Origin of the sequence: Mycobacterium sp. (assembly GCF_049802695.1) — a bacterium.
Classification (GTDB): Bacteria; Actinomycetota; Actinomycetes; order Mycobacteriales; family Mycobacteriaceae; genus Mycobacterium.
Map to the genome: position 1 here is coordinate 1 of NZ_JBARMY010000273.1, position 23,982 is coordinate 23,982.

The 23,982-nt window shown below is 65.0% G+C and carries 22 protein-coding genes and 2 pseudogenes; 6 read left to right on the forward strand and 18 right to left on the reverse strand.

The genetic code is table 11. From position 1 onward, the window contains the following. Positions 1-163 (reverse strand): annotated as a pseudogene (locus WA317_RS11100) (oxidoreductase); the annotation flags it as partial. An 81-nt stretch (positions 164-244) separates the two neighbouring features. Continuing rightward, positions 245-2,041, reverse strand: a complete 1,797-nt coding sequence (locus WA317_RS11105) for an acyl-CoA dehydrogenase (protein ID WP_425173074.1) — start codon at positions 2,039-2,041, stop codon at positions 245-247. A gap of 88 nt (positions 2,042-2,129) precedes the next feature. On the opposite strand from WA317_RS11105, the gene WA317_RS11110 reads away from it, so the two are divergent. Next, positions 2,130-3,026, forward strand: a complete 897-nt coding sequence (locus tag WA317_RS11110) for an alpha/beta hydrolase (RefSeq protein ID WP_425173075.1) — start codon at positions 2,130-2,132, stop codon at positions 3,024-3,026. Positions 3,027-3,030: 4 nt separating this feature from the next. Here the strand turns inward: WA317_RS11110 and WA317_RS11115 are convergent, their stop codons facing one another. Beyond that, positions 3,031-3,696 carry a TetR/AcrR family transcriptional regulator gene (locus tag WA317_RS11115; protein WP_425173076.1) on the reverse strand — a complete coding sequence of 222 codons (666 nt, stop codon included), beginning with the start codon at positions 3,694-3,696 and terminating at the stop codon, positions 3,031-3,033. 145 nt (positions 3,697-3,841) lie between these two features. Here WA317_RS11115 and WA317_RS11120 point away from each other — a divergent pair, with 145 nt between their 5' ends. Next, complete coding sequence (locus WA317_RS11120; RefSeq protein WP_425173077.1) at positions 3,842-3,967, forward strand: hypothetical protein; 126 nt, start codon at positions 3,842-3,844, stop codon at positions 3,965-3,967. Here the strand turns inward: WA317_RS11120 and WA317_RS11125 are convergent. The 5 genes from WA317_RS11125 to leuS form a co-directional block, all read right to left on the reverse strand. Further along, positions 3,964-5,388 carry an NAD(P)(+) transhydrogenase (Re/Si-specific) subunit beta gene (locus tag WA317_RS11125; RefSeq protein ID WP_425173078.1) on the reverse strand — a complete coding sequence of 475 codons (1,425 nt, stop codon included), beginning with the start codon at positions 5,386-5,388 and terminating at the stop codon, positions 3,964-3,966. The two genes, WA317_RS11120 and WA317_RS11125, sit on opposite strands and share 4 nt — an antisense overlap. Further along, positions 5,385-5,723, reverse strand: a complete 339-nt coding sequence (locus tag WA317_RS11130; protein WP_425173079.1) for an NAD(P) transhydrogenase subunit alpha — start codon at positions 5,721-5,723, stop codon at positions 5,385-5,387. Before WA317_RS11130 ends, WA317_RS11125 begins: the two co-directional genes overlap by 4 nt. Beyond that, entirely contained in the window at positions 5,724-6,830 is a 1,107-nt protein-coding gene (locus tag WA317_RS11135) for a Re/Si-specific NAD(P)(+) transhydrogenase subunit alpha (RefSeq protein WP_425173080.1), read from the reverse strand. 126 nt (positions 6,831-6,956) lie between these two features. Next, positions 6,957-7,418 (reverse strand): nuclear transport factor 2 family protein, encoded by a 462-nt coding sequence (locus WA317_RS11140; protein ID WP_425173081.1) that lies wholly within the window; start codon positions 7,416-7,418, stop codon positions 6,957-6,959. Between the two features lie 45 nt (positions 7,419-7,463). Continuing rightward, positions 7,464-10,328: a leucine--tRNA ligase gene (gene leuS, locus WA317_RS11145; RefSeq protein WP_425173082.1), complete on the reverse strand. Its 2,865-nt coding sequence runs from the start codon at positions 10,326-10,328 to the stop codon at positions 7,464-7,466. Positions 10,329-10,547: 219 nt separating this feature from the next. Here leuS and WA317_RS11150 point away from each other — a divergent pair, with 219 nt between their 5' ends. Beyond that, positions 10,548-11,771 (forward strand): acyl-CoA dehydrogenase family protein, encoded by a 1,224-nt coding sequence (locus tag WA317_RS11150; RefSeq protein ID WP_425173083.1) that lies wholly within the window; start codon positions 10,548-10,550, stop codon positions 11,769-11,771. Between the two features lies 1 nt (position 11,772). After that, positions 11,773-12,594 carry a tyrosine-protein phosphatase gene (locus WA317_RS11155; protein WP_425173084.1) on the forward strand — a complete coding sequence of 274 codons (822 nt, stop codon included), beginning with the start codon at positions 11,773-11,775 and terminating at the stop codon, positions 12,592-12,594. Positions 12,595-12,693: 99 nt separating this feature from the next. Here the strand turns inward: WA317_RS11155 and WA317_RS11160 are convergent, their stop codons facing one another. Then, the gene (locus WA317_RS11160; protein WP_425173085.1) at positions 12,694-12,888 is read right to left on the reverse strand and encodes a hypothetical protein; all 195 of its coding nucleotides are present in this window, start codon (positions 12,886-12,888) and stop codon (positions 12,694-12,696) included. Positions 12,889-13,045: 157 nt separating this feature from the next. On the opposite strand from WA317_RS11160, the gene WA317_RS11165 reads away from it, so the two are divergent. Next, on the forward strand, positions 13,046-14,521 hold the full coding sequence (locus WA317_RS11165) for a PE-PPE domain-containing protein (RefSeq protein WP_425173086.1): 1,476 nt from the start codon (positions 13,046-13,048) through the stop codon (positions 14,519-14,521). 9 nt (positions 14,522-14,530) lie between these two features. Here the strand turns inward: WA317_RS11165 and WA317_RS11170 are convergent, their stop codons facing one another. From WA317_RS11170 to WA317_RS11200, 7 genes and pseudogenes are all read right to left on the reverse strand, one after another. Then, the gene (locus tag WA317_RS11170; RefSeq protein WP_425173087.1) at positions 14,531-15,499 is read right to left on the reverse strand and encodes an NADPH:quinone oxidoreductase family protein; all 969 of its coding nucleotides are present in this window, start codon (positions 15,497-15,499) and stop codon (positions 14,531-14,533) included. 9 nt (positions 15,500-15,508) lie between these two features. Beyond that, entirely contained in the window at positions 15,509-16,372 is an 864-nt protein-coding gene (locus tag WA317_RS11175; protein WP_425173088.1) for an SDR family oxidoreductase, read from the reverse strand. A gap of 95 nt (positions 16,373-16,467) precedes the next feature. Continuing rightward, a pseudogene (locus WA317_RS11180) lies at positions 16,468-16,882 on the reverse strand (aldehyde dehydrogenase family protein); the annotation flags it as partial. Between the two features lie 58 nt (positions 16,883-16,940). After that, positions 16,941-17,879: a class I SAM-dependent methyltransferase gene (locus WA317_RS11185; protein ID WP_425173089.1), complete on the reverse strand. Its 939-nt coding sequence runs from the start codon at positions 17,877-17,879 to the stop codon at positions 16,941-16,943. A 58-nt stretch (positions 17,880-17,937) separates the two neighbouring features. After that, positions 17,938-18,891, reverse strand: a complete 954-nt coding sequence (locus WA317_RS11190; RefSeq protein ID WP_425173090.1) for a class I SAM-dependent methyltransferase — start codon at positions 18,889-18,891, stop codon at positions 17,938-17,940. A gap of 55 nt (positions 18,892-18,946) precedes the next feature. Continuing rightward, complete coding sequence (locus WA317_RS11195) at positions 18,947-19,609, reverse strand: TetR/AcrR family transcriptional regulator (protein WP_425173091.1); 663 nt, start codon at positions 19,607-19,609, stop codon at positions 18,947-18,949. 53 nt (positions 19,610-19,662) lie between these two features. After that, positions 19,663-20,652: a pirin family protein gene (locus WA317_RS11200; protein ID WP_425173092.1), complete on the reverse strand. Its 990-nt coding sequence runs from the start codon at positions 20,650-20,652 to the stop codon at positions 19,663-19,665. 101 nt (positions 20,653-20,753) lie between these two features. On the opposite strand from WA317_RS11200, the gene WA317_RS11205 reads away from it, so the two are divergent. After that, a complete protein-coding gene (locus WA317_RS11205) occupies positions 20,754-22,217 on the forward strand; it encodes a chloride channel protein (RefSeq protein ID WP_425173093.1) in 1,464 nt (487 codons plus the stop codon). 30 nt (positions 22,218-22,247) lie between these two features. Here the strand turns inward: WA317_RS11205 and WA317_RS11210 are convergent, their stop codons facing one another. Both WA317_RS11210 and WA317_RS11215 read right to left on the reverse strand, forming a co-directional pair. After that, complete coding sequence (locus tag WA317_RS11210; RefSeq protein WP_425173094.1) at positions 22,248-22,790, reverse strand: Dps family protein; 543 nt, start codon at positions 22,788-22,790, stop codon at positions 22,248-22,250. Positions 22,791-22,858: 68 nt separating this feature from the next. Then, positions 22,859-23,767 (reverse strand): DNA-3-methyladenine glycosylase family protein, encoded by a 909-nt coding sequence (locus WA317_RS11215; RefSeq protein ID WP_425173095.1) that lies wholly within the window; start codon positions 23,765-23,767, stop codon positions 22,859-22,861. Positions 23,768-23,982: the final 215 nt, after the last annotated feature.

Genomic DNA, 23,982 nt, shown 5'->3' on the forward strand with positions numbered 1-23,982 from the left:
GCAGCACCCCGGACACCTCGGCGGCTGTGGCCGGCCGCACCAGCGCGCTGGCCCGTCCGCGGTAACGGCCGGTGTAGTCGACGCTGCGGCCGCCCAGCACGTCAGGGTCGGTGCTCACATGCTGTGGTCCCACCACCGCGGCCAGGCTCTCGGTAAGGGCCATGGCGCCCGGTGTATCACACCGAAACATTTCCCCGGCTTCTCCTGCCGCCGCTTCGCGGCCCGCATCGTCGCCGGGCGTGGGTCAGAACCACTCCGGTCGCATCTCCAAGGTGGTCCGGTCGAGGCTTTCCAGCAGGTCGAGTTGTGGTGCAACTCTGGGCAACTCGTAGCCGAAGAAGTAGCGGGCGGCCTGACGCTTGCCGTCGTAGAAGTCGCCGGTGCGGCCGTGCGCGGCCAGCACCTGTTCCAGCCACATCCACGCGATGGCGATGTGGCCAAACGCTTCAAGGTAAATCGCGCTGTTGGCCAGCGCAGCCTCGACGTCACCCGAACCGAACATCGTCGCGGTCACCGATACCAGGCGCCGGCTCACCGCGTCCAACTCGGCGGCGAATCGGGCCGGCTCACCGCCGGCGGCCTGCGTGGCGGCGACGGACTCAGCGATGGCGTCGCTGAACGCCTGCAGGCCGGCACCGCCTCGTTGAACCACTTTCCGGCCCAACAGGTCCAGGCTCTGGATCCCATGGGTGCCCTCGTGGATCGGGTTGAGGCGGTTGTCACGGTAGTGCTGTTCGACGTCGTACTCCCGGGTGTAGCCGTACCCGCCGTGCACCTGAATCGCCAGGCTGTTGGCCTCGAGGCACCACTGCGAGGGCCAGCTCTTGGCGACCGGAGTCAGGATGTCCAGCAACAGCGTGGCATGGTCGAGTTCCTCGTCGGTTTCCGGACTGTGCTGGATGTCGACGAGCCTGCCGCAGTACAGCGCCAGCGCCATGGCGCCTTCCGCGTAGGATTTCTGTGCCAGCAGCATTCTTCTGACGTCCGGATGCTCGATGATCGGGATTTGCGGCGCGGCAGGGTCTTTGGCGGTCACCGGCCGCCCCTGCGGCCGTTCCTGCGCGTAGCGCAGCGACTTCAGGTATCCGGTGTAGCCGAGAGAAATCGCGCCCATGCCAACGCCGAGCCGGGCTTCGTTCATCATGTGGAACATGTAGGAGATGCCGCGGTGCGGTTCGCCGACCAGGTAGCCGAAGGCTCCCGGCTCACCGCCGGGGCGGAAGGCGCCCTCACCGAAGTTGAGCACGGTGTTGGTGATGCCGCGGTAACCCATTTTGTGGTTGAGCCCTGCCAGCACAACGTCATTGCGTTCGCCGAGCGAGCCGTCCAAGCCGACGAGATGCTTGGGCACGATGAACAGCGAGATACCTTTGGTGCCGGGCGGACCGCCGGCGATCTTGGCCAGCACCAGGTGCACGATGGTGTCGCTGAGTTCGTGGTCGCCGCCGGAGATCCACATCTTCGACCCGAACACCCGGTAGCTGCCGTCATCGCGGGGCTCGGCTCTGGTGGTGATGTCGGCCAGTGACGACCCGGCCTGGGTTTCCGACAGGCACATCGTCCCGAGGAATCGGCCGGCCAGCATCGGTTTGACGTAGGTGTCGATCTGTTGCTCGGTGCCGAACTTTGCGATCAGGTTCGCGTTGGCCATCGTCAGCATGACGTAGCCGGCGGTGCTGACATTGGCGGCCGACAGCCACGCAAAGCCCGCCTGTGCGACGGTCGCCGGCAACTGCGCGCCGCCCAGTTCGGCATCCATCGCCATGCCGATCAGGTCGGCGGCGGCGAACGCCGCCAGCGCCTGCTCCACCTCGGGGATGAGGGTGACCTTCGACCCGTCGAAGCTCGGCTCCTGGGCGTCGCTTTTCTTGTTGTGCGGCGCGAAGTAACGAGTCGCCACCTGCTCGCACAGGTCGAGAACGTCGGAGAACGTTTCGCGGGAATGCTCGGCGAAGCGCGCCCGCTTGATCAGCTCGTCGATGCACAGCCACTCGAACAGCAGGAAGTCGAGGTCGCGCCGCGACAGCAAGGTGGACTTCATGGTTTCACCGTAGGCGTTCGCCCCGGTGGCCTTAGAATCTGCCAGACTTTGCCCGCACACCAAGCTGCTGCGACCCGGGAGCGCGCTGATGGGATCTGCGAATCGCGACGACGTGCGGTTCAATTCCGGTCACGATCAACTCAGCGCGTGGCTGTATCGACCGGACGCCATCACCGATCCGCCGCTGCTGGTGTTGGCCCACGGCCTCGGGGCGGTGCGCACGATGCGGCTGGACGCCTACGCCGAGCGGTTCAGTGCGGCCGGTTACGCCTGCCTGGTGTTCGACTACCGCAACTTCGGCGACAGCGAGGGCAGTCCGCGCCAGTTGGTCGACGTCGGAATGCAATTGCAGGACTGGACCGCCGCCGTCGCCTACGCCCGTACCCTGCCGCATGTCGATGTCAATCGAATCGGCCTGTGGGGCACCTCTTTCGGTGGCGGTCACGTGATCGCCACAGCGGCGCGGCTGCCCGGGATCGCGGCTGTGGTCGCACAGTGCCCCTTCACCGACGGCATCGCCTCAGCCCGGACCTTGAGCCCGGTTGTCACGGCACGCATCACGGCCCTGGCGCTGCGCGATCTAGTCGCCGCGCGGCTGGGCCGCCCCCCGGTGATGGTGGCTACTGCCGGCCACCCGCATGACGTTGCGCTGATGAATGCCCCCGACGTCTACCCCGGCTACACGCGGTTGGTACCCGACGGCACGCCGCTGCGAAACGAGGTCGCCGCGCGCTTTGGACTGAAAATTTTCACCTACAATCCGGGCCGGCTCGCCGCGAAGGTTCCTTGCCCGATCCTCTTCTGCGTCTGCGAAAACGACTCGGTCGCGCCCGCGGCAGCGACCCTCCGCCACGCGGCCAAGGCGCCGCACGGCGAAGTGCGGGTATACCCGCAAGGGCATTTCGACATCTACGTCGGCGACGCGTTCGAGCGCGTCGTCACCGACCAGTTGGAATTTCTCGACGAGCACCTGAAAGCGGGCTAACGGGTCAGGCCGGCCCCGCTATTTCGGTTCTGACGCCCAGCGGGGACTCCACCCGGACCGACTCGTCGCGGATCAATCCCCGCAAAAGCGCGGTGCTGAATTCGGCCGCGATCTCCTTGGCACTGCGGCGTCCGCTTGGCCGCAACCACCGATAGGCCCCGAGCGTCATGCCGATATAGCCGAGAGCCAGCACGTGGGAATCGCACTCGTAGAACTCGCCGCTGGCCATACCCCGGTCGATGAGGCCATGGACGTGTTCGTAAACCTGTGTTTCCTTTTCCCGGACCGCGGCCACCTGCTCCTCGGTGAACCACTCGGTGATGTAGGGCTGCTCCTGGAAGTAGACCGCTGCGCCCTCCGGGTTGGCCGCGATCTGATTGAGCAGCCGCACGGTGTACTGGTAAAGCGCCTCCCTGGCGGACATGGACGGGTCGTCGTGTACAGCCGCCAGGGTGCGTTCGGCCGCCTGCTGATAGATGTCGTAGAGGATCAGCGACTTGCTGGCGTAATAGTGATACACCGTTGCCTTGTTCAGCCCGACCACATCGGCTACGTCGTCCATCCGGGTGCCGTGGTAGCCGCGCGCGGCGAACAGCTTGGTCGCCACGACCAACAGTTCCTCGCGGCGGCTCAGCCCGTTGGGCGTGGGCGTGCCGGCCCCCAGTGCCATGTCACCTCGTCTCGCAGGCCGGGCGCATCCCCGATCTCAATCAACTGGTTGGCCAGTCTATGGCAACGCGGTTTTCCACTGTCGCGTCGTGGACCCATGTGACTAGACTGCTAGCAAGCAGGTCGCTGGACGAGAGGTGGGGCACATGGATCCGGACCCGAGCTACGACATGTCTGACGAGATTGAGTACTTCCTGCGCTACTCTCTCTTCGGCCTCCGCGGTGTCGTCGACGGCAACGGCTACCCGCCGCCGGCCTACCCGCCCGTCTAGAGAGCTTTCAGTTCCTCGGTCATCTGGGACACCGACTTCTTGGCGTCTCCGAACAGCATGGTGGTGCCGTCGGCGTAGAACAGCGGGTTGTCGATGCCGGCGAAACCTGAGTTCATCGACCTCTTGAGCACGATCACCGACCTGGACTTGTCCACATTGAGAATCGGCATTCCGTAGATCGGGCTGGAGGACTCGCTGCGGGCCGCCGGGTTGGTGACGTCGTTAGCGCCGATGACCAATGTGACGTCGGTGCGGCCGAACTCGTCATTGATGTCGTCCATGTCCTTCATCGCGTCGTAGTCGACTTCCGCTTCGGCCAACAACACGTTCATGTGTCCGGGCATCCGCCCGGCGACCGGGTGAATGGCATATTTGACTGGCACGCCGCGGTTCTCCAACAGGGCGGCCATGTCTTTGACCGCGTGCTGGGCTTGCGCGACGGCCAGGCCGTAGCCGGGCACCACGATCACCTGGTTGGCGTAGGCCATCTGGATGGCGGCATCGGCGGCCGATGTCGACCTGACGACCTTGTCGCTGCTGTCGCCGCCGCCTACAGCGACCCCGCCGCCTCCGAAACCGCCGGCCACGATCGCGGGGATGGAGCGGTTCATCGCTTTGGCCATCAGATTGGTCAGAATGGAACCCGAGGCGCCGACGATCATCCCGGCCACGATCATCGCGGTGTTGTCGAGCGCCAGCCCCGCCGCGGCGGCCGACAACCCCGTCATAGCGTTGAGCAGTGAGATGACCACCGGCATGTCGGCGCCACCGATCGGCAGCACCACCATCAGACCGAGCACACCGGCGGCAAGCAGCAAGCCGACCATCCACCACAGCGGCGCGCCGCCACTGCCGGGATGCGCGTGCACGCCGATGACCACCGCGGCCGCGACGGCTGCCACCAGTAGCAGTAGGTTGACCGGCTGCTGGACCCTGCCCAAGCCGATCGGTGACCCGGAGATGATCTCCTGCAGCTTGCCGAAAGCGATGATCGACCCCCAGAACGAGATGGATCCGATGATCGCGGCGAACAGCGAAGCCACCACGATGTGCGCGGTCGGCGACTCGCCGTGCTGGAACGCAGAAAAGCCGTTGGTCTCGATGAACTCTGCCAGCGCGATCAACGCGACCGTGCCGCCGCCGACGCCATTGAAGAACGCCACCAGTTGAGGCATCGCGGTCATCTTGGTCAACCGGGCCGGTGGCACGCCGAGCACGACGCCGACGACCAGGCCGGCGATGATGAGCGGCCACTGACTGGTGTGCCGGATCAAGATCAGGGTGGCCACCACCGCGATCGCCATGCCCACCGCGGCGATCAGATTGCCGCGCACCGCTGTCTTGGGCCCGGTCAGGCCCATCAAGCCGTAGATGAACAGCCCGAACGAGAGGATGTAGAGAACGATGACCAGGTAGTTCATTTCGCCGCCAGATCATCTACTTTGTCGGCCTTGACGGCCTCGGCCTTCTTCTTGCCCTTGAACATGCCGAGCATCCGGTCGGTGACGATGAAGCCGCCGATGACGTTCAGCGTGCCGAACACCACCGCCACGAACAAGATGATCTGCACGGGCAGCGTCGGGTTCTTGACCTCACCGAAGACAACCAGCGCGCCGAGCACCACGATCCCGTGGATGGCGTTGGTTCCCGACATCAGCGGGGTGTGCAGGGTGTTGGGCACTTTCGAGATGACCGCAAAGCCGACGAACCCGGACAGCACCAGGATCGCCAGATTCGCCAGAAGTCCGCCGTACATCTAGGTGTCCTCTCCGCCGGTTCGGGTTACACACGCCGCCGCCACCACCTCGTCACCGAAGTCGGGAGCGAGCTTGCCGTCCTTGATCAGCAGGTCCAGCAGAGCCGTGATGTTCTTGCTGTACAGCTCGCTGGCATGCTCGGGCATGCTCGCCGGCAGATTCAGCGGGGATGCGATCGTGACGTCGTGCTTGACGACGGTGCGGCCCGGCTCGGTCAGCTCGCAGTTGCCGCCGGTCTCGCCGGCCAGGTCGACCACCACGCTGCCGGGCTTCATCCCTTCCACCGCTGCCGCCGTCACCAGCCGCGGTGCCGGCCGGCCGGGCACCAGGGCGGTGGTAATGACCACGTCGAACCCGGTGATCGCCTTCTCCAGGGCTTTCTGTTGTTCCGCGCGCTCCTGTTCGGTGAGTTCGCGCGCGTAGCCGCCCTCCCCCGATGCGGCCAGATCTTCGTCACCGAGCTTCAACCATTGCGCGCCGACGGAGCGGACCTGGTCGGCCACCTCGGGCCGGACGTCGTATCCGGTGGTGCGCGCGCCCAGCCGCTTGGCCGTTGCCAGCGCCTGCAGCCCGGCCACACCGACGCCGAGCACCAGCACGGTGGCGGGCTTCACGGTGCCCGCGGCGGTGGTCAGCATCGGGAAGAATCGAGTCGATTCCGACGCGGCGAGCAACACCGCCTTGTAACCGGCGACGTTCGCCTGCGAGGACAGCGCGTCCATCGCCTGGGCCCGGGAGATCCGCGGGATCGACTCCAGCGCGAAGGCCTGCACACCGGCGGCGGTGAGCGCCTCGATCTGGTTGTCGGCGTCTCGGGGAGCCAGGAAACCGATCAGGGTCTGGCCGCGCTGCAGCCGGCGCACCTCTTCGGCGCTGGGCGGTGCGACCTTCACGACGACATCGGCCGCCCATGCGTCACCGATCGTCGCGCCGGCCGCGGTATAGAGGTCGTCGGGAAGCAACGCCGACTGGCCCGCGCCCGTCTCGACCACTACCGCTACACCACTGTTCACCAGCGACGCGACCGCCTTCGGGACCAGCGCGACGCGCCGTTCGTCCGATCCCGACTCGGCGACCACCCCTACCGTCGTCTGAGTATCTGTCATGGCCCGTACATCTAGCCTTCCCCTGGCTGGCGAATCGGGCACGGCTCGGCCGCGCCTCGCAGAGCCTAACCGGTAGCGAAATAAGGTATGCGCGGCGCGTCAGGTCACGTCGTCCGCTCGCCGACGTCACCAGAGCGGAAAGTTCTGCCCGTGTTCGGCTGGCGGGCGCGGCCCGAAGTAGCGGCGCTCGAATTCCTCGATCGCGACGTCGTTGATGCTGGCCTCCCTCCGGGCCATCAATCCGGCTTGGGTGAACTCCCACAATTCGTTGCCGTAGCTGCGGTACCACCGGCCGCCGTCGTCGTGCCACTCGTATTGGAAGCGGACGGCGATGCGGTTGTCAAAAAAGGCCCACAGGCCTTTGCGCAGGACGTAATCATGCTCGGCCTGCCACTTGTGGGTCAGGAACGCCACGATCTCGTCGCGCCCGACGATGTGCAGGTCCCGGTTACGCCAATGCGAGTCGACGGTGTAGGCGCGGCTGACGCGGTCGGGGTCGCAGGTGTTCCAGGCGTCCTCAGCGGCCTGGACCTTCTGCAGTGCGGTTTCGAGGGTGAACGGCGGCAGCGGCGGGACTGTGTCGGTCATGGCCTCCATTGAAGTGCGGGATTGCCGACCGCCACCAGCGCGTCATCACGTCACAACGAAATTCACCACTGTGGGTGGCTTGACGATCGCTTTCCGCACCGTGCTTTGGCCGATGAGATCGGCGATGACCGGATGCTCGACGGCCTTTCGCTCAAGGTCCTCGGCGACGATCGACTCGGACACCTCGATGCGCGCGCGGACTTTCCCGTTGATCTGAATGATCGCGGTGACCGAGTTCGGCTGCGCCAAAGCGGGATCTGCCTGCGGCACCTCAACTCTGGTCAAGCCGTCACGATGACCCAGTCGCTCCCAGAGTTCCGCTGCGAGGTGCGGTGCAAACGGTGCGAGCATCAGGATCAACGGCTCCACAGCTGCCCGTGCGTAGACACCGTTCTTGGTCAGCATGTTCGTGTACTCGATGAGCCGCGCTATCACCGAATTGAACCGCAGGGCCGCAACATCGGTGTGGTACTGCTGAAGCGTCTCGTGCAGTGCCCGCAGAATCGCATCCGGCGGGGCGGACTCGGTGACGAGCACTTCGCCGGTGTCCTGGTCGATGACGCAGCGCCACACCCGTTGCAGGAACCGCTGACCTCCGACCACCGCTCTGGTGATCCAGGGCCGTGACGCACTGAGCGGCCCGGTCGACATGGCGTAGACCCGGAAAGTGTCGGCACCGTATTCGGCGACGATGTCGTCGGGTGCGATCGAATTCTTCAGCGACTTCCCCATTTTCCCCAGCTGCCTGGTCACGGTCGCGCCCTGAAAAATGAAGCTGCCGTCTGGTGTCTCAGTGACCTCTGCGGCGGGTACCACCAGACCTCGGCTGTCGCGGTAGACGTGAGCCTGAATCATCCCTTGGTTGAACAACCGATGGAACGGCTCGCTGGAATTCAAATAGCCCAAATCGTGCAGCACTTTATGCCAGAAGCGGGCATAAAGCAGGTGCAGGACGGCATGCTCCGTCCCGCCGATATAGAGGTCCGTCCCGCCCAGTGGTTTATGCTCGGTCGGCCCCATCCAATACGCCTCGTTCTCTTTTCGAACGAATTCATCGTCGTCGGTGGGATCGATATAGCGGAGCTCATACCAGGACGATCCCGCCCAGTTCGGCATCGTATTGGTGTCGCGGTGATAAAGCTTACGACCATCGCCGAGGTCGAGCTCGACATTCACCCAGCCCTCATCACGGGACAGCGGCGTTTCCGGTGTGGTGTTGGCGTCGTCGGGGTCGAAAGTTCGAGGCGAATAATTGTCCAGGTCAGGCAATTCGACCGGCAGCATCGAATCTGGAATTCGGTGCGGCAATCCGTCGGCGTCATAGACGACTGGAATCGGCTCACCCCAATAACGCTGCCGGCTGAAAAGCCAGTCACGAAGCTTGAACATGGTCACGGCTTCGCCGGCGTTGTGGCGCTGCAGCCAGTCGACCACGGCTGCTTTCGCTTCCGTCGGGGCCATTCCGTTGATGTCGAGATCGCCGAAGGCGGAATTCACCACGCGACCCGTCGTGCCGGTATAGGCCGCCGAAGCCGCGTCAACCTGCTCACCGGTGACCGTGTCCGCGTCGAAGGCTTCGTCGCTAATGATCACCGGTTGGATCGGCAACCCGTATGTCGTCGCGAAGCGGTGATCGCGTGTGTCGTGGGCAGGCACGCCCATGACAGCTCCCGCGCCGTAACCGGCCAGGACGTAGTCGGCCAGGAAGATCGGTATCGGCGCTCGGGTCACCGGGTGAATCGCGTGGGAACCGGTGAACACCCCGGTGCCGGCTTGATCCGGATCATCGGGCGTCATTCTGCGGAGCGCGTCCGCGGCAGCTTTCGGCGACTCGTAGCCTGCCCGCCACTGCGTCGGCGTCGACTCGGGCCAGTCGGGTTGCAGCAAGTCGTCGGCGCTTTCGGACTCCGGTGACACCGCGACGTAACTGGCGCCGAAGAGGGTGTCGGGCCTGGTGGTGAAAACGTCGAGAACCCGGCCGGATCCCTGCCTGGTGAAGCGGATGCTGACGCCTTGGGATTTTCCTATCCAGTTCCGCTGCTGCAGTTTGATCGATTCGGGCCAGTCGAGCGGCGCGAGGTCGTCCAACAATCGATCGGCGTAGGAAGTGATCCGTAACTTCCACTGCCGCAGATTGGTGCGGAACACCGGATAGTTTCCGCGTTCGGACCGCCGGTCGGCCGTTACCTCTTCATCCGCCAGAACGGTGCCCAAGCCGGGGCACCAGTTGACTGGTGCCTCGTCGACGTACGCCAGGCGACGGTTGTTGAGGAAAGCGTCACGCTCAGCGGGGTCCATCTGCTGCCATTGCTTGCCGTTGTCGTTCAGCTGACCGGACTGCAATTGGTCGATCAATGTCGATATCGGGCGCGCGCGACGAGCGCCGGGGTCATACCACGAGTCGTACAGCCGGGTGAATATCCACTGCGTCCAGCGATAATACTTCGGGTCGGTGGTGGTTAATACGCGGCGCTCGTCGTAGGACATGCCTAATCGTTCGAGCTGCGCGCGATAGCGGGAGACGTTCTTGCCGGTGGTCGCAGCAGGATGCGTACCTGTTTGTACGGCATACTGTTCGGCCGGCAGTCCGAAAGCGTCGTAACCCATGGTGTAGAGCACGTTTTCACCGCGCGTCCGCAGATAGCGGGCCAGCACGTCGGTGGCGATGAATCCCAGCGGATGGCCGACATGCAGACCGGTGCCCGACGGATAAGGGAACATGTCCAATATGTAGGAGTGCGCTGAGGACGTCACACCTCGAAGGCCGCCCGCCGGATTGGCAGCTTCGAATTCCCGTGATCGTCGCCAACGATCTTGCCATTTGCGCTCTATGACGTCGGCCGACGCGCTTGTATAAGTCTTCGCGCCCGCTAGTGGGTCGGCAAACGAGCCGTCGTCATCCGCACTCAATTTCTCTCTCCGTTACGGTGTTCCCTTGAATTCGGTGCCTCCGCGCGTATTCGAATGGCTTCGAATTGGCTTCGATTATGCTGAGCGAAGGCGACTCCCGAACAAAGTCCTCATTGTAGTGGCCCAGCCGGGGCCGCTGGGCGGAGGTGGGTTGAGCCGGGACCCGTCGACCACCAATCCGGCGACTGTCGCTGACCCGCGGTGGCCTATCGTGGCGGCATGGACTTCGCGCAATCGGCCAAGGCGAACGACTACCACAAGCGACTGTCGGAGTTCATGGTCGACTCGGTCTTTCCGGCTGAAGCCGACTACGAGCGGTATCGCCACGAAGCGGGTCCGAACGATCACAGCGTGCCGCCGGTCATCGAGGACCTCAAACTCAAAGCCAAAGAGCGCGGGCTGTGGAATCTGTTCCTGCCCGACGAGTCAGGCTTGACCAACCTCGACTACGCGCCGCTGGCTGAGCTGACCGGTTGGAGTATGGAAATCGCGCCGGAAGCGATCAACTGCGCGGCGCCGGACACCGGCAACATGGAAACTCTGCACCTGTTCGCCACCGAAGAACAGCGCAAACGGTGGCTGCAGCCGCTGCTCGACGGCGAGATCCGCAGCGCGTTTTCCATGACGGAACCGGCGGTGGCCAGCAGCGACGCCCGCAACATCGAGACGTCCATCGTGCGCGACGGCGGCGACTATGTGATCAACGGTCGCAAGTGGTGGACTTCCGGCGCAGCCGACCCGCGCTGCAAAATCCTGATCGTCATGGGCCGCACCAACCCGGAAGCAGCCAGCCACCAGCAACAGTCGATGGTGCTGGTGCCGATCGACACCCCCGGCGTGAACGTCGTCCGCTCCACATCGGTGTTCGGGTGGCAGGACCGGCACGGGCACTGCGAGATCAGCTACGACAACGTGCGGGTGCCGGCGACCAACTTGCTCGGCGAAGAAGGCTCGGGCTTCGCGATCGCGCAGGCCCGGCTGGGCCCGGGCCGCATTCACCACTGCATGCGCGCGCTCGGCGCGGCCGAACGCGCATTGGCGTTGATGGTGGACCGGGTGCAGAAGCGGGTGGCGTTCGGCCGGCCGTTAGCCGAGCAGGGTGTGGTGCGGGAGTCGATCGCCAGGTCGCGCAACGAGATCGACCAGGCCAGGCTGCTGTGCGAGAAGGCGGCGTGGACAATCGACCAGCACGGCAATAAAGCCGCTCATCTGCTGGTGTCGCAGATCAAGGCGGTCGCACCGCTGGTGGCGTGCCAGGTGATCGACCGTGCGATCCAGGTGCACGGTGCCGCCGGTGTCAGCGACGACACAGTCCTGGCCCGGTTGTACGGCTGGCATCGCGCGATGCGGATCTTCGACGGGCCCGACGAGGTGCACATGCGCACCATCGCGCGCACCGAGCTCGGCCGTGAAAGAAGCGCCCTGGCCGCGGCGGTCACCTGAGGTGGCCGTTGGCCTTCGAGATCTGCAAGGCTCGTGGAACTTTCGCGACGTTGCCGACAGCACCGGCGTGCTGCGACCGGGTCGATTGTTTCGTTCCGGTGAGCTGAGCGAACTCGGCGACGAGGGTCGCGAGGAGTTACGCCGCTCGGGTGTCACCGATGTTGCTGACCTGCGCTCGCGTCGCGAGGTGCAGCGTCACGGGCCCGGCCGGGTTCCCGACGGCGTCGAGATCCACCTGCTGCCCATCCCGGACCTCGAGTTCGACGACACCAACCCGGACGGCGAAGCCCCGCACGAGCATGCGTTCAAACGGCTTCTTGAAGAGAGGCCGGGTGACGAATCGGTCGAAGTGGCGTCCCACCGCTACATGGTCGACGAGTACAGCAGGTTCCCCACCTACAACGGGGCTCAACAGGCCTTGCACCGCGTCGTCACCTTGCTCGGCAGCCGACGGGCGGTGCTGACGCATTGTTTCGCCGGTAAGGACCGCACCGGCTTCCTGGTCGCACTGGTCCTGGAAGCCGCAGGAATCGACCGGGACGCAATCGTCGAAGATTTCCTGCGCAGCAACGATGCCGTCCCGCGGTTGCGCGAGCGGATCCTCGAGTCGGTTCGCCAGCGCACGGACGTCGAAGTGACGCCGGACCTCGTCGCAATCACCGAGGCGCGACTGGCCGACGATGTCCTCGGTGTGCGCGAGGAATACCTGGCCTCAGCGCGGCGCGCCATCGACGAGCAGTTCGGCTCGCTCGAGGGTTATCTGCGCAGCGCGGGAGTCTCCGCGGCCGAGGTGCGCCGACTACGCGAAGCGCTGCTCGGCTGAGAACGCGGGCGGGACCGTATATACCGACGAAAAACCTAAAGAAAACCTGAGCGTTCCCTAGACGCAAGCTAAGTGCAGGGTGCATGATGCACGTGCGTCTCATACCGCCGTGCTGTTTGACAGCGCCCACAGAAGCCGCAACCACAGCCATCCGCCCAGCGTCGGGAGGTCAGGAATGTCAGGACGGAAGCTTCGTTGGTTCACCGCTGGACTGTTCGCCAGCGCCGGCGCCGGGATGCTCTCGATGACCGCGGTGATGAATCCGGGGTTTGCCTTCGGGGACAACGGGGTCACGCCGGACATCATCGGACGCGGCCTCGGCGATCTCCGCCACGCTGTCGGGCCTCTTCTGACGGGGAGACCAAGTAGCGACGCGGTGCGCCTGGCCGCAAGCCAGGCCCACCGCGCGGCACCGTAACCGTGACGATGTCCTGAATCCGAGGAGGTCGCAATGTCAGGTCGCAAGCTCAAGTGGCTCACCGTCGGCATGTTCGCGAGCACCGGCGCCAGCATATTGGCACTGACATCGACGCTGGTGGCGGCGCCCGCACTCGCGGACACCGGTTACGTCGGCGGCAGCTTTGTGCCTGGCGGCGGCTTCGACGCTGACTCGGCGTGGGTCATGGGCCCCAGCGGGTTTCCGGTACCTGCGCAGAGCTATTTGGACGCCGCTAACAGTCTGTACCTGAACCTGCCCACGAACTCCGTCCTGCCCTTGACCACACCGGAGGGTCTGTATCCGATCACCGGGGTCAACAGCTTGACGTTGGACCCGTCGGTCGCGCAGGGCGTAGAGACGTTGAACAACGTCCTCCAGAACGCCAAAGCACCCGTCGACGTTTTCGGCTACTCGCAGAGTTCCACGATCGCCTCGCTGGAGATGTCGCAGCTCCACAATGAAGACCCCACTGCACCGGTGTCCTTCATCCTCGTCGGCGACCCGAGCAATCCCGACGGCGGCTTTTTGGAACGCTTCGTCGGCGGAACCATTCCCAGCTTCGGCGTCACAGCCAGCGGCGCGACTCCCAGCGACTTGTTTCCCACGGACATCATCACCAACGAATACGACGGTTTCGCCGACTTTCCGCGCTATCCGATAGACCTTCTTTCCGACCTCAACGCTTACCTGGGCATCATTTTCGAGCACACCGCCTACGTGGACGAAGACCCCAGCGGCGCAATCGATCTCGGAACCTTCGGTGATACCACTTACTTCATGAATCCGACCGATGAGCTGCCGCTGCTGGACATTTTGCGGTTCATCCCAGGCGGAAACCCACTGGCCGATCTGCTGCAACCGGACATGTCGGTGTTGGTCAACCTGGGCTACGGCAGCATCACCGACGGCTGGGACACCGAGAATGCTCCGGACGTCCCCACCCCGTTCGGGTTCCTGCCGGACAACATCAACCCGACCGACCTCCTCAACGCCCTCGTGCAGGGGATTCCAGAGGGATTCTCGAAGGCAGTCGCGGACATTCAAGCAGGACAGTGGACGGATTATTCGTCGCTGCAAACGTTGGTGGACGCGGCGCACACTTTCGGCCTGACGCCCAGTGACACCCCAACGCTCTCCGAGCTCCTGGGTGCGGCGACCACCTACTTCAACGGCGATGTTCCCGTCACCCCGATCGACTATTCGTCACTGACCGATATCGTCAACGGCTTGACTCACGTCGTCTCCACCGACGTCTCAACTGTGTTGCCGTTGTTCGATACCGTTCTCGCACTGGGAGTCTCACTGCCGAACTACGACATCAGTCTGTTCGAGCAGGGGCTCGAGGCCGGCAACCTGGTGGCCGCCTTCGGTGATCCCATCGCAGCCGACATCGGAATCCTACCGCTGCCCGTGGGTCTGGACCTCGCTGTCCTCGGAGAGGCGCTGGCAACGACCGGATACGAACTCATCGGCGGCCTGATCCCCTAAACAGGCCGGCTAGGGTTCCAGTATCACCTTGCCGAGCACCCCGCCATCGGCCAGACTCTGCAGTGCCTTGCGCCCATCCGACAGCGGGAACCGCTGCGGGGGTGGAGGTTTGAGACCGTGGGACACCAGTTGACCCAACCCCGAGGAGAACAGCGCGGCCGAACCGGGCACTTTGTGGAGGTATTCCCCCCATGCGACGCCAAGCACTCCCACGTTGCGCAGCAGCAGTCGATTCACCTTGACGGTGGGAATGGCGCCGGCAGCAAATCCGATGACCAGTAGCTTGCCGTCCAGCGCCAACACCCGGACGGCGTCATCGAAGGCAGGCCCGCCGACGGGGTCGACGACGATGTCCACACCGCGGCCGTCAGTGACGTCACGCACTCGCTCAGCCCAGCCGTCCGTCAATGGCAACACCACGTCCGCGCCCAACGACTCGACGAAAGCCGTTGCCGCCGCGCGGTGCACCACCGCGATTACTTGACTGGCGCCCATCGCCTGCGCGACCTGCACGGCTGCGCTGCCCACCCCGCCGGCAGAACCCAGTACCAGCACTGTGTCGCCGGGCCGCATCGCGGCCCGGCGAGCCAGCGCGAAATACATCGTGTTGTAGTTCACCAGCAGCGACACCGCTTCGGCATCGTCGAGTTCCGTAGGACTGCGAGTCGCGTTGGCCACTGGAACCGCGACTTGCTCGGCGTAGCCACCGAGCACGCCGAAAGCCGAAACCCGGTCGCCTACCTGAAAGTCGGATTCCTCCGGCGCCCAGCGCACCACTCCCGCCACTTCCATGCCTGGGATGAACGGCGGTGGCAGCTTGAGCTGGTACTCACCCTTGCTCAGCAGCAAATCGGGGTAGCACACTCCGGCCGCAAGGACGTCGAGAACCAGAGTGTCATGGTTGCCCACGACGTCGTCGACGTCGGTGTACATCAAGCCCGACGGGCCGGAGAGCTTTTGTACTACACAGGCTTTCATGCGCCCGAATCACCGGATGGAGAAATCCGCCTGCCTTGCGGCCGACAAGTCGTCGATCTCCGTCCAGTGTGCGGCCACGTCGTCCACCGACGGCGGTGACTTGAAGGTGACGCCCTCGTTCTGGAACAGCGCAGCTCGCTGCACCTTGCCGCCGCCGACGATGAAGATCGACCCGGTGTCCGGCACCTCCTCGGTGGACAGGTAAGCCACCACCGGCGCGACGAATTCCGGGGTCAGGTTTTGCAGCACCTCGGGCGGCAGGATGTCCTCGGTCATCCGGGTGGCCGCTATCGGTGCGAGCGCGTTGGTCTTGATGTTGTATTTGGCGCCCTCCTGCGCGAGCGTGTTGATCAGCCCCACCAGACCAAGCTTGGCCGCGCCGTAATTGGCCTGACCGAAGTTACCGAACAATCCGCTGGTGGAGGTGGCGACCACCACACGACCGAAACTCTGCTCGCGAAAGTGCGGCCACGCGGCCCGAATCACGTTGTACCCGCCGTAGAGGTGGACCTTGAGCACAGCGTCCCAATTCTCGAACGTCATCTTATGGAAGGTTCCGTCGCGCAGGATGCCGGCGTTACTCACCACACCGTCGATTTTGCCGAACTCGTCGAGAGCGGTCTTGATGATGTTCTGCGCGCCTTCGGGCTCGGCGACGCTGTCGTAGTTGGCGACCGCGCGACCACCGGCCTCCTTGATCTCTGTGACCACGTGGTCGGCCATCGCCGACCCGGCGCCGGTGCCATCACGCGCTCCGCCGAGGTCGTTGACCACGACGCTGGCCCCTTCGCGCGCCAAGGTCAGGGCGTATTCGCGGCCCAATCCACCGCCGGCCCCCGTGACGACGATGACACGATCCTGCACTCCGGGCATGAACTTCCTTTCGGCTAATCGACCGGCTACCGCTGCGGCCGTGAAACGGCCTGAATCGTCGCCGGGCTGGGTCCTGTGTTGGCGGCCGATACAGGCTAGAACAGCCGGCGCGCCAACTTCTGCGCCTTCTCTGTATACGGCGGGTAGATGAGGCTGGATACATCGGGTCGGGTCGGTTTGGTCAGCACGGCTTTGCGGTGGCTGAATTCCTCGAATCCCCAACGGCCCTGATAGGCCCCCATACCCGACGCGCCGACGCCACCGAATGGCAGCTTGGTGGTGGAGGTCTGGAAGGCGAGGTGATTGACCAGCATCCCGCCCGCCGGCACCTCCCTGACAGCGGCTTGGGCCGCGAGTTCACGAACCCGATTGCCCCATCGAATGATTCAACCGACGCAGCGCCGACGCGTCGGAGTTTCCACCCAGCGCGCTCGTTCTCTTGGTGGTGGTCAGATAGCCCGTCAGCCAGTCGAATTGGCGTTGGTTGACGATGCGCAACCCGTTCGGTTCCGTCGCACGAGTCAACCAGCCGGTTGGGCGATACGGGCCCTCCGGTTCGCAGCCGCATCTACCTGCGTTCGGCGGTGACGAAGTCGGCGAACGCGTCCTTATCGTCGGCCATCGGCACGCCTTCGATCCAGCGGTTCAGCCGGCGCATCTCGTCGTGCGCGGGTTGCGCGGTGGCCTGCCAGCCGCGCTCGTTGAGCCAGTCGGCGACTACCGCGCGATCCTCGTCGTGATAGATCAGCGCCTGCACATCTACGGTCTGGTCGAACCCGAGCTCATCGGCCACTTTCTGGAAACGTTCCCGCATCTCTGCGCGCCGCTCATCGGCGTGATGCGCCGCGGTTTCCACCGCGATGCGGCTACCCGGTGCGCTCAACTCGGTAACCCGTTCGAACAGCCGATCCTGGGCCTCCGCAGGCAAATACATCAGCAGGCCTTCAGCCAGCCAGGCGGTCGGTTGCTGAGAGTCGAAGCCCTCGCTGCGCAGTGCGGCCGGCCAATCCTGCCGTAGGTCGATCGGCACCTCCCGCCGATGGGCCGACGGGGTGGCGCCATGCGCGGCCAGCGTGGTGGATTTGTAGTCGAGCACCTTGGGTTGGTCGATCTCGTACACCGTCGTGTCAGCCGGCCAGTCCAGCCGGTACGCCCGAGAGTCCAGCCCGGAGGCCAAAATCACCACCTGGCGGATTCCCGCTGCGACGGCCGCGGCGAAGTAGGCGTCGAAGAAGTGCGTCCGCACCGCCTGGTAGCTGCGCATGTGCTGGAAGATCGCGGCTGCTTCCGGGTCGAGCTTCTCCAGCTTGGTGACGATCGACTCGTCGAGCATGGTTTCCCAGACCCCGGTGCCGGCATCGCTGACCAGAATCTTCGCGTAGGGGTCGCGAATCAACGGATCGGGCTTCTCGGTTTCCACGGCGCGGGCCGCCGCCACCATCACCGCGGTGGTGCCGACGCTGGTGGCGATGTCCCAGGTGTCGTCATCGGTGCGCAAGCTGCTCATGGGCTTCCTACTTTCTAGACAAGTACTTTCGGCGAACGTGAATTCTGGTGAATCGAAGTCAATCCGCCGGAGCAAGACGGGCCCGCAGCAGCGTGCTCCGGACAGCCTCGTCGGCCAGGTCTTCGGGTATCCGACGGCCGAGTCGGGCCATCTCGTCGGCGTTGTCCACGGCCTGCACCCGCCAGCCGTGGCAGGCTAACCACCTCGCGGCATCCGGTCGCTCGCCATCCTGATAGGTCAAAGTCTCGACGTTGATGTCGAGGCCGAGCCGGTCCCGCATCCGTAGCCATCGGGAGCGCCGCGCCGCCTTGCGCCGCTCGGTGTCGGCCGAACCGATGCGAAATGCCTCGACGGCGACCTGGCTGTCCAGCTCACTGAGCGCGGTCAGCTTCTGGAACAGGCGATTCTGCGCGTCGACCGGCAGATACGGCAAGAGGCCTTCGGCCAGCCACGCGGTCGGTTGTGCGCGGTCGAAACCGGCAGCGACCAGCGCAGCCGGCCAATCGTCGCGCAAATCCACCGGTACCGCGTGCCGGGTGGCCTTCGGACGAGCACCGTGCGAGTGCAGGGTGCTCGCTTTGTAGGCCAAGACCTTGGGCTGGTCGATCTCGTACACCGTGGTGCCTGCCGGCCAGTCCAACCGGTAGGCACGCGAATCCAGGCCCGCGGCCAGGATCACCACCTGCCGGATACCGGCCTCGACGGCGGCGGTGAAGTACTCGTCGAAGAAGTGGGTGCGCACGGCCTGGTAGTTGCAGGCAACACGGTGTGCGCGCCGCCCGTACCCGTCCTCACCGAGCCACTCCAGGTCAGGGCTGGCCAACCGGCGCCACGCCGGCCCGGCCGATGACACGAGCACGCGCGCGAACTCGTCGCGGATCAGCGGGTGCGGGGATGCGGTCTCGACAGCCCGGGCGGCTGCCACCATCAGCGCGGTACTGCCGACGCTGGTGGCGATGTCCCAACTGTCACCTTCGGTACGAATCGAACGCACTTCGCCTAACTCCGTCATACGTACGCCATGCTACCCACTCAGTTAGGCAGGCTATTTGGTGGTGTGCGCTATCTCACTGCGAAGCGGCGTCTGGCGGATCTTGTTCTCTGAAGCGCCACAGTGTCCCTGCCATCAACTGCTGCAACTGGTTGGTGATGACACCCAGTTGCCGACGGCTGCCGACGAAATCGGCGTAGAAGCCGATGCCGAACAGCACCGCTACCAGCATCTCGGTCAACGACGACAGATCCGTGGAAGTGGTGAGTTCGCCGTCCCGGATCGCCGCTTCGATCGCGTTGGTGAGAAATTCCCGGGTGAGGCGAAGTGACGCGTTCCCCAGCTCGCGCAGCTCCGGATGACGCCGCGACTCCACCACCGAGGTGAGCAGGAACGCCGCCGACGACGGGTTCTCCGAATCGCCTTGCGTCGCCGCGGCGATAAAAGCGACCAACTGGCCGATCAGCGTGGCATCCCGCCGTGCTCGCTCGATGGCGGCGACGACGACAAGGTTGTTCGTCTCCTCGAGAACTTCGTTGTACAGCACCAGCTTGCTGGGGAAGTAATGGTTGATCGCGGGCCGAGTGAGGTCGGCTCTTATCGCGATCGCCTGGAAGGTGGCCGCTTGATAGCCGCACTCGCTGAACACCCCGCGAGCCGCTTGCACGATGCGCTTGCGCGTACCGGCCGCTGTCGAGGCAGGAGGCCGCCCCGGACCCCGACTCGCCGTATGCGGCACGAGAAGATTGTGCCACAAGTCACTTGAAGGCCTGGTGGAATGCGCCTCAGCCGTTATGTCGCGGCCGGGCGCCGCCCGTGCCGGTGCGGCATCAATGCATTGGGCGGGATCGCGCCGAACTTTCCCGCCTCGTAATCCTCGATCGCCTGAATGAGCTCCGCCTTGCTGTTCATCACGAACGGGCCGTACTGCAACACCGGCTCCCGGATCGGCTGTCCGCCGAGAAGCAGCGCCTCCAGGGCGGCCCGGTGCGAATCCTGGCGTGCCTCGGCGGTGATCGTGATCCGGTCGCCGGAGCCCAGCACCGCCAATTGCCCCTGCTGTATCGGATGCCCGGACGGGCCGACCGACCCGCGCCCGGACAGCACGTACACCAACGCATTGAAGCCCCGTTGCCACGGGATGTTCAGCGCGGCGCCGGGCTCGATCGTGGCGTGCGCCAAGGTGATCGGCGTGCGAGTGACACCCGGCCCGCTGCGACCGTCGATCTCGCCGGCGATGACGCGAACCAACGCGCCGCCGTCCGGGGAGGCAAGCAGCGCGACGTCGTTGCCCTCGATGGCCTGATATCGCGGACTGGCGAACTTCGCTTTTTTCGGCAGGTTGACCCACAACTGGATGCCGTGAAACAGTCCACCGCTTTCGACCAGTTCGGCCGGCGGGGTTTCGATGTGCAGGATGCCCGAGCCCGCCGTCATCCACTGGGTGGCGCCATCGGCGATCACACCGCCGCCGCCGTGCGAGTCCTGATGCGCGAACCGGCCGTCGATCATGTAGGTGACCGTCTCGAAGCCCCGGTGTGGGTGCCAGCCGGTACCTCTGGGTTGGCCCGGCTGATATTCCACCTCGCCCATCTGGTCCATGTGGACGAACGGGTCAAGTGCGGCCTTGTCGACACCGGCGAAGGCCCGAACGACCGGAAAGCCTTCGCCTTCGAAGCCGCGCGGACCCGTCGTGATCGACCGGACGGGCCGTTCGGTGTCGGCCGGACCGGCCGCGGTTACCCGGGGCAGGGTCAAGACATCTGCGGTTACAGCGGGCATGTGCGCCTCCCAACGTCATCCGATATAACCGGACCGCAGTCCGGATATTCCTGATCGCCTTGCCCGCGCGGGTTGCTCGGTGCGCTGCTACCGTGCCGCTCATGCCGCAGGCGGATGAAAACCAGCATCTCGAGGCCGATTCTGAAATCGAATCCGAAGACGACTTAGCCGAACCGGGCGGCCGAGTGGGCCGCTTCGTCAGAAACCTCGAATACGTAGAAAAATGGCTATTGCTGGGCCTGATCGTCGGCGTGATCGCCGGCCTCGGTGCCGTTCTTTTCTACCTGGCGCTGAAGTACACCGGCCAGTTCCTGCTGGGCTACGTAGCCGGTTACCACCTGCCCGCCCCGCTCGTGGAGGGTGGCGGCAAGGGCTCTTCCCATTACGACAAGCCGTGGGCGCTTCCGCTGATAACGACGGCAGGTGCGCTGGTGTCGGCGCTGATTGTGGCCCGATTCGCCCCGGAAGCCAGCGGCCACGGCACCGACAGCGCGATCGAGGCGATCCACACCGATCCGCGCCACATCCGGGCCAGGGTCGTGCTGGTAAAGATGGTCTCCAGTGCCCTCACCATCGGCTCCGGCGGTTCCGGTGGCCGCGAGGGTCCCACCGCCCAAATCTCTGCCGGCTTCGCATCGATGCTGACCCGCCGGCTTCACCTCTCCGACGCGGACGGCCGGATCCTGGTCTCGCTCGGTGTGGGCGCGGGCATCGGCGCGATCTTTGGCGCGCCACTGGGCGGGGCGGTGCTGGCCGCATCGATCATCTACCGCGACGACTTCGAATATCGCACGCTGTACCCGGGTTTCGTCACTTCAGCGACGGCCTTTGCCGTGTTCGGTTCGTTTTTAGGCTTCGACCCGATGTTCGGTTACGTCGACGCCGAATATCGCTTCGAGGACGCGGGGCCGCTGTTGTGGTTCGTCGTGCTGGGCGTCGTAGCGGCAGCTGTCGGATATCTGTTTGCGCGGATCTTCTATGCCACCGGAACGCTGACCGCTCGGCTACCCGGCGGCCCGGTGCTCAAGCCGACGTTGGGAGGACTGCTGGTCGGACTGCTGGGGTTGGCGATTCCACAGATACTGAGCAGCGGTTACGGCTGGGTGCAGCTTGCCACCACCAAGGGACCGCTGACGGCGATTCCATTGTGGATCGTGCTGGTCCTGCCGATCGCGAAGATCGTCGCGACATCGCTGTCGATCGGCACCGGCGGATCGGGCGGCATCTTCGGCCCCGGGATCGTGATCGGAGCTTTCGTGGGCGCCGCTGTCTGGCGGCTGGGTGACATGTTTCATCTGCCCGGAGTGCCCCAGAGCCCCGGCATCTTCGTGGTAGTGGGCATGATGGCGTGCTTCGGCAGCGTTGCACACGCACCACTAGCCGTACTGATCATGGTGGCCGAGATGACCGGGTCGTTCTCGGTGGTGCCGGGCGCGATCGTTGCGGTCGGGGTTGCCTCACTGCTGATGTATCGCACCAAAGTGTCGATCTACCATGCGCAGCGCCTCAACCGCGAAACCGCCGAGGCCGAACGCCGGAACGCGGGCGCCAGCCGATCCGGCTAGCGCCCGCTTCTTCCTGGCTTACTTCGCGAGTCAGCCCCGAGCGGAGTTGGCGGCGTCCTTTTCGGTGGAGGTGCCCTCGTGGGCCAGCTGGCCACCCGCGTTCTCCAAATGGGCCCGCACGAACCACTGGAATTTTTCCAGCTCGGCAGCATGGCCAATCAGAATGTCCTGGCTGACCGGGTCGAGCTCCTCGGTCTCGCCGATGGCCTTGCGGGTGTCCTCGATGATGCCGGTGTAGACCAGGTCGAGCGCAGCTAAGTGCGCAGCGACGGTGTCCCGGCCCACTGAGTAGTCGTCCCAGGTCCGATCTTTGATGATCGCGCCGGGAGTGCCCTGCGGTGAAGCGCCGAGAGTTGCAATCCGCTCGGCCACTTCGTCGGCATACTTGCGAACCAGTTTCACCTGCGGATCGATCATTTCGTGGACACCGATGAAGTTGGGCCCCACCACGTTCCAGTGCACGTGTTTCAGCGTCAGGTGCAGATCGTTGTAGGTGCTCAATTGTTTTTGCAGCAGTTCAGCGACCTGTGCTCCCTGCTTGTCGGTCAAGCCCGGAATGGTGAACTGTGTCATCGATTACTCCCTGTCGATCTTTGGCTCCGTCCGGTGTCGCATACCCGCCCGCCGCGGCAGGTAACCGGTTACAGGGAGCGAATATTCTGCAGCGCTAGGCGCGCTCCCCGCCGCGGTTCGTAGGCCAGCCCGCTGGCTTGGAGCAGGCGCACCACCCGGTGACGGTGCGGTCGCATGGGCTCCAGCAGCTCGACCATGACCTCGTCGACGACCGGTCGGCCCAGCAGCGTCCAGCCGATCATCTTCGGGACGTGGTAGTCACCCACCGACAGCGCGTCGGCATCGCCGAACGCACGCTGCGCGGTTTCGGCCGCCGTCCACACCCCGACGCCCGGCAATGAGGTGAGCGCGTCGCGCGCCTTCGCGACCGGCCACGACGCCAGTTTCTCCAGCGACGCCGCCTTTTGCGCACAGCTCGCGACGGTACGGGCCCGTCGGGGATCGACGTTGGCGTGGTGAAACTCCCACGACGGGATGTCCCGCCAAACTTCGGCCGCCGGCGGCACTCGCATCCGGTGCGGCGCCGGACCGGGCGCCGGTGTGCCGTACTTGGTCACCAGCACCCGCCAGGACCGGAAGGCGTCGACGCCGGGCACGCGCTGTTCCAGAATCGCCGGGATCAACGCTTCCAGCACCTGACCGGTGCGGCCCAGCCGCAGATGCGGAACGCGGCGATGCGCCGCCGCGACCATCGCTTCTTCCGGGGCGAAATCGGACGCGTCGTCTTCAGCACCCAGCTGCGCCGGTAATGCTTCGAGGAATTCCGCGGCGCCGCCGCCCCACGCTGTGCAGGAAATGGCATCGCGGGCGGTGCGGATGATCCGCGCCGTGACCGGGCCGGTGGCTAACCGGCTGGTGCGCCAGATCGCGCCGTCGTCGCAGACCTGGAAGCACGGGTCCCACGGGCCGCGCCGCAGCGGCCCCAGCGTGAGCCCGGGGCTGATCACTCCCGGGAAAACGACGGTGCGAGCGCTCATGCTGGTTTGAATCAGATGATCATAGGGGTACCGAGACCGCGCTGAGGCGATTGACCGTGCCTGTCCTCGGCGTCAGTATGACGGTGTGACCCGCGCCAGCGACGATGCAGAGCGAAGCGATGAGGAGGAGCGGCGCCTGTGACCGCGCCGGCGACGATGCAGAGCGAAGCGATGAGGAGGAGCGGCGCCTATGACCACGCCGGCGACGATGCAGA

Coding starts and splice junctions, on each gene's coding strand:
- WA317_RS11105 (WP_425173074.1), bottom strand. CDS start 2,041: ATGAAGTCCACCTTGCTGTCGCGGCGCGACCTCGACTTCCTGCTGTTC.
- WA317_RS11110 (WP_425173075.1), top strand. CDS start 2,130: ATGGGATCTGCGAATCGCGACGACGTGCGGTTCAATTCCGGTCACGAT.
- WA317_RS11115 (WP_425173076.1), bottom strand. CDS start 3,696: ATGGCACTGGGGGCCGGCACGCCCACGCCCAACGGGCTGAGCCGCCGC.
- WA317_RS11120 (WP_425173077.1), top strand. CDS start 3,842: ATGGATCCGGACCCGAGCTACGACATGTCTGACGAGATTGAGTACTTC.
- WA317_RS11125 (WP_425173078.1), bottom strand. CDS start 5,388: ATGAACTACCTGGTCATCGTTCTCTACATCCTCTCGTTCGGGCTGTTC.
- WA317_RS11130 (WP_425173079.1), bottom strand. CDS start 5,723: ATGTACGGCGGACTTCTGGCGAATCTGGCGATCCTGGTGCTGTCCGGG.
- WA317_RS11135 (WP_425173080.1), bottom strand. CDS start 6,830: ATGACAGATACTCAGACGACGGTAGGGGTGGTCGCCGAGTCGGGATCG.
- WA317_RS11140 (WP_425173081.1), bottom strand. CDS start 7,418: ATGACCGACACAGTCCCGCCGCTGCCGCCGTTCACCCTCGAAACCGCA.
- WA317_RS11150 (WP_425173083.1), top strand. CDS start 10,548: ATGGACTTCGCGCAATCGGCCAAGGCGAACGACTACCACAAGCGACTG.
- WA317_RS11165 (WP_425173086.1), top strand. CDS start 13,046: ATGTCAGGTCGCAAGCTCAAGTGGCTCACCGTCGGCATGTTCGCGAGC.
- WA317_RS11170 (WP_425173087.1), bottom strand. CDS start 15,499: ATGAAAGCCTGTGTAGTACAAAAGCTCTCCGGCCCGTCGGGCTTGATG.
- WA317_RS11175 (WP_425173088.1), bottom strand. CDS start 16,372: ATGCCCGGAGTGCAGGATCGTGTCATCGTCGTCACGGGGGCCGGCGGT.
- WA317_RS11185 (WP_425173089.1), bottom strand. CDS start 17,879: ATGAGCAGCTTGCGCACCGATGACGACACCTGGGACATCGCCACCAGC.
- WA317_RS11190 (WP_425173090.1), bottom strand. CDS start 18,891: ATGACGGAGTTAGGCGAAGTGCGTTCGATTCGTACCGAAGGTGACAGT.
- WA317_RS11200 (WP_425173092.1), bottom strand. CDS start 20,652: ATGCCCGCTGTAACCGCAGATGTCTTGACCCTGCCCCGGGTAACCGCG.
- WA317_RS11205 (WP_425173093.1), top strand. CDS start 20,754: ATGCCGCAGGCGGATGAAAACCAGCATCTCGAGGCCGATTCTGAAATC.
- WA317_RS11210 (WP_425173094.1), bottom strand. CDS start 22,790: ATGACACAGTTCACCATTCCGGGCTTGACCGACAAGCAGGGAGCACAG.
- WA317_RS11215 (WP_425173095.1), bottom strand. CDS start 23,767: ATGAGCGCTCGCACCGTCGTTTTCCCGGGAGTGATCAGCCCCGGGCTC.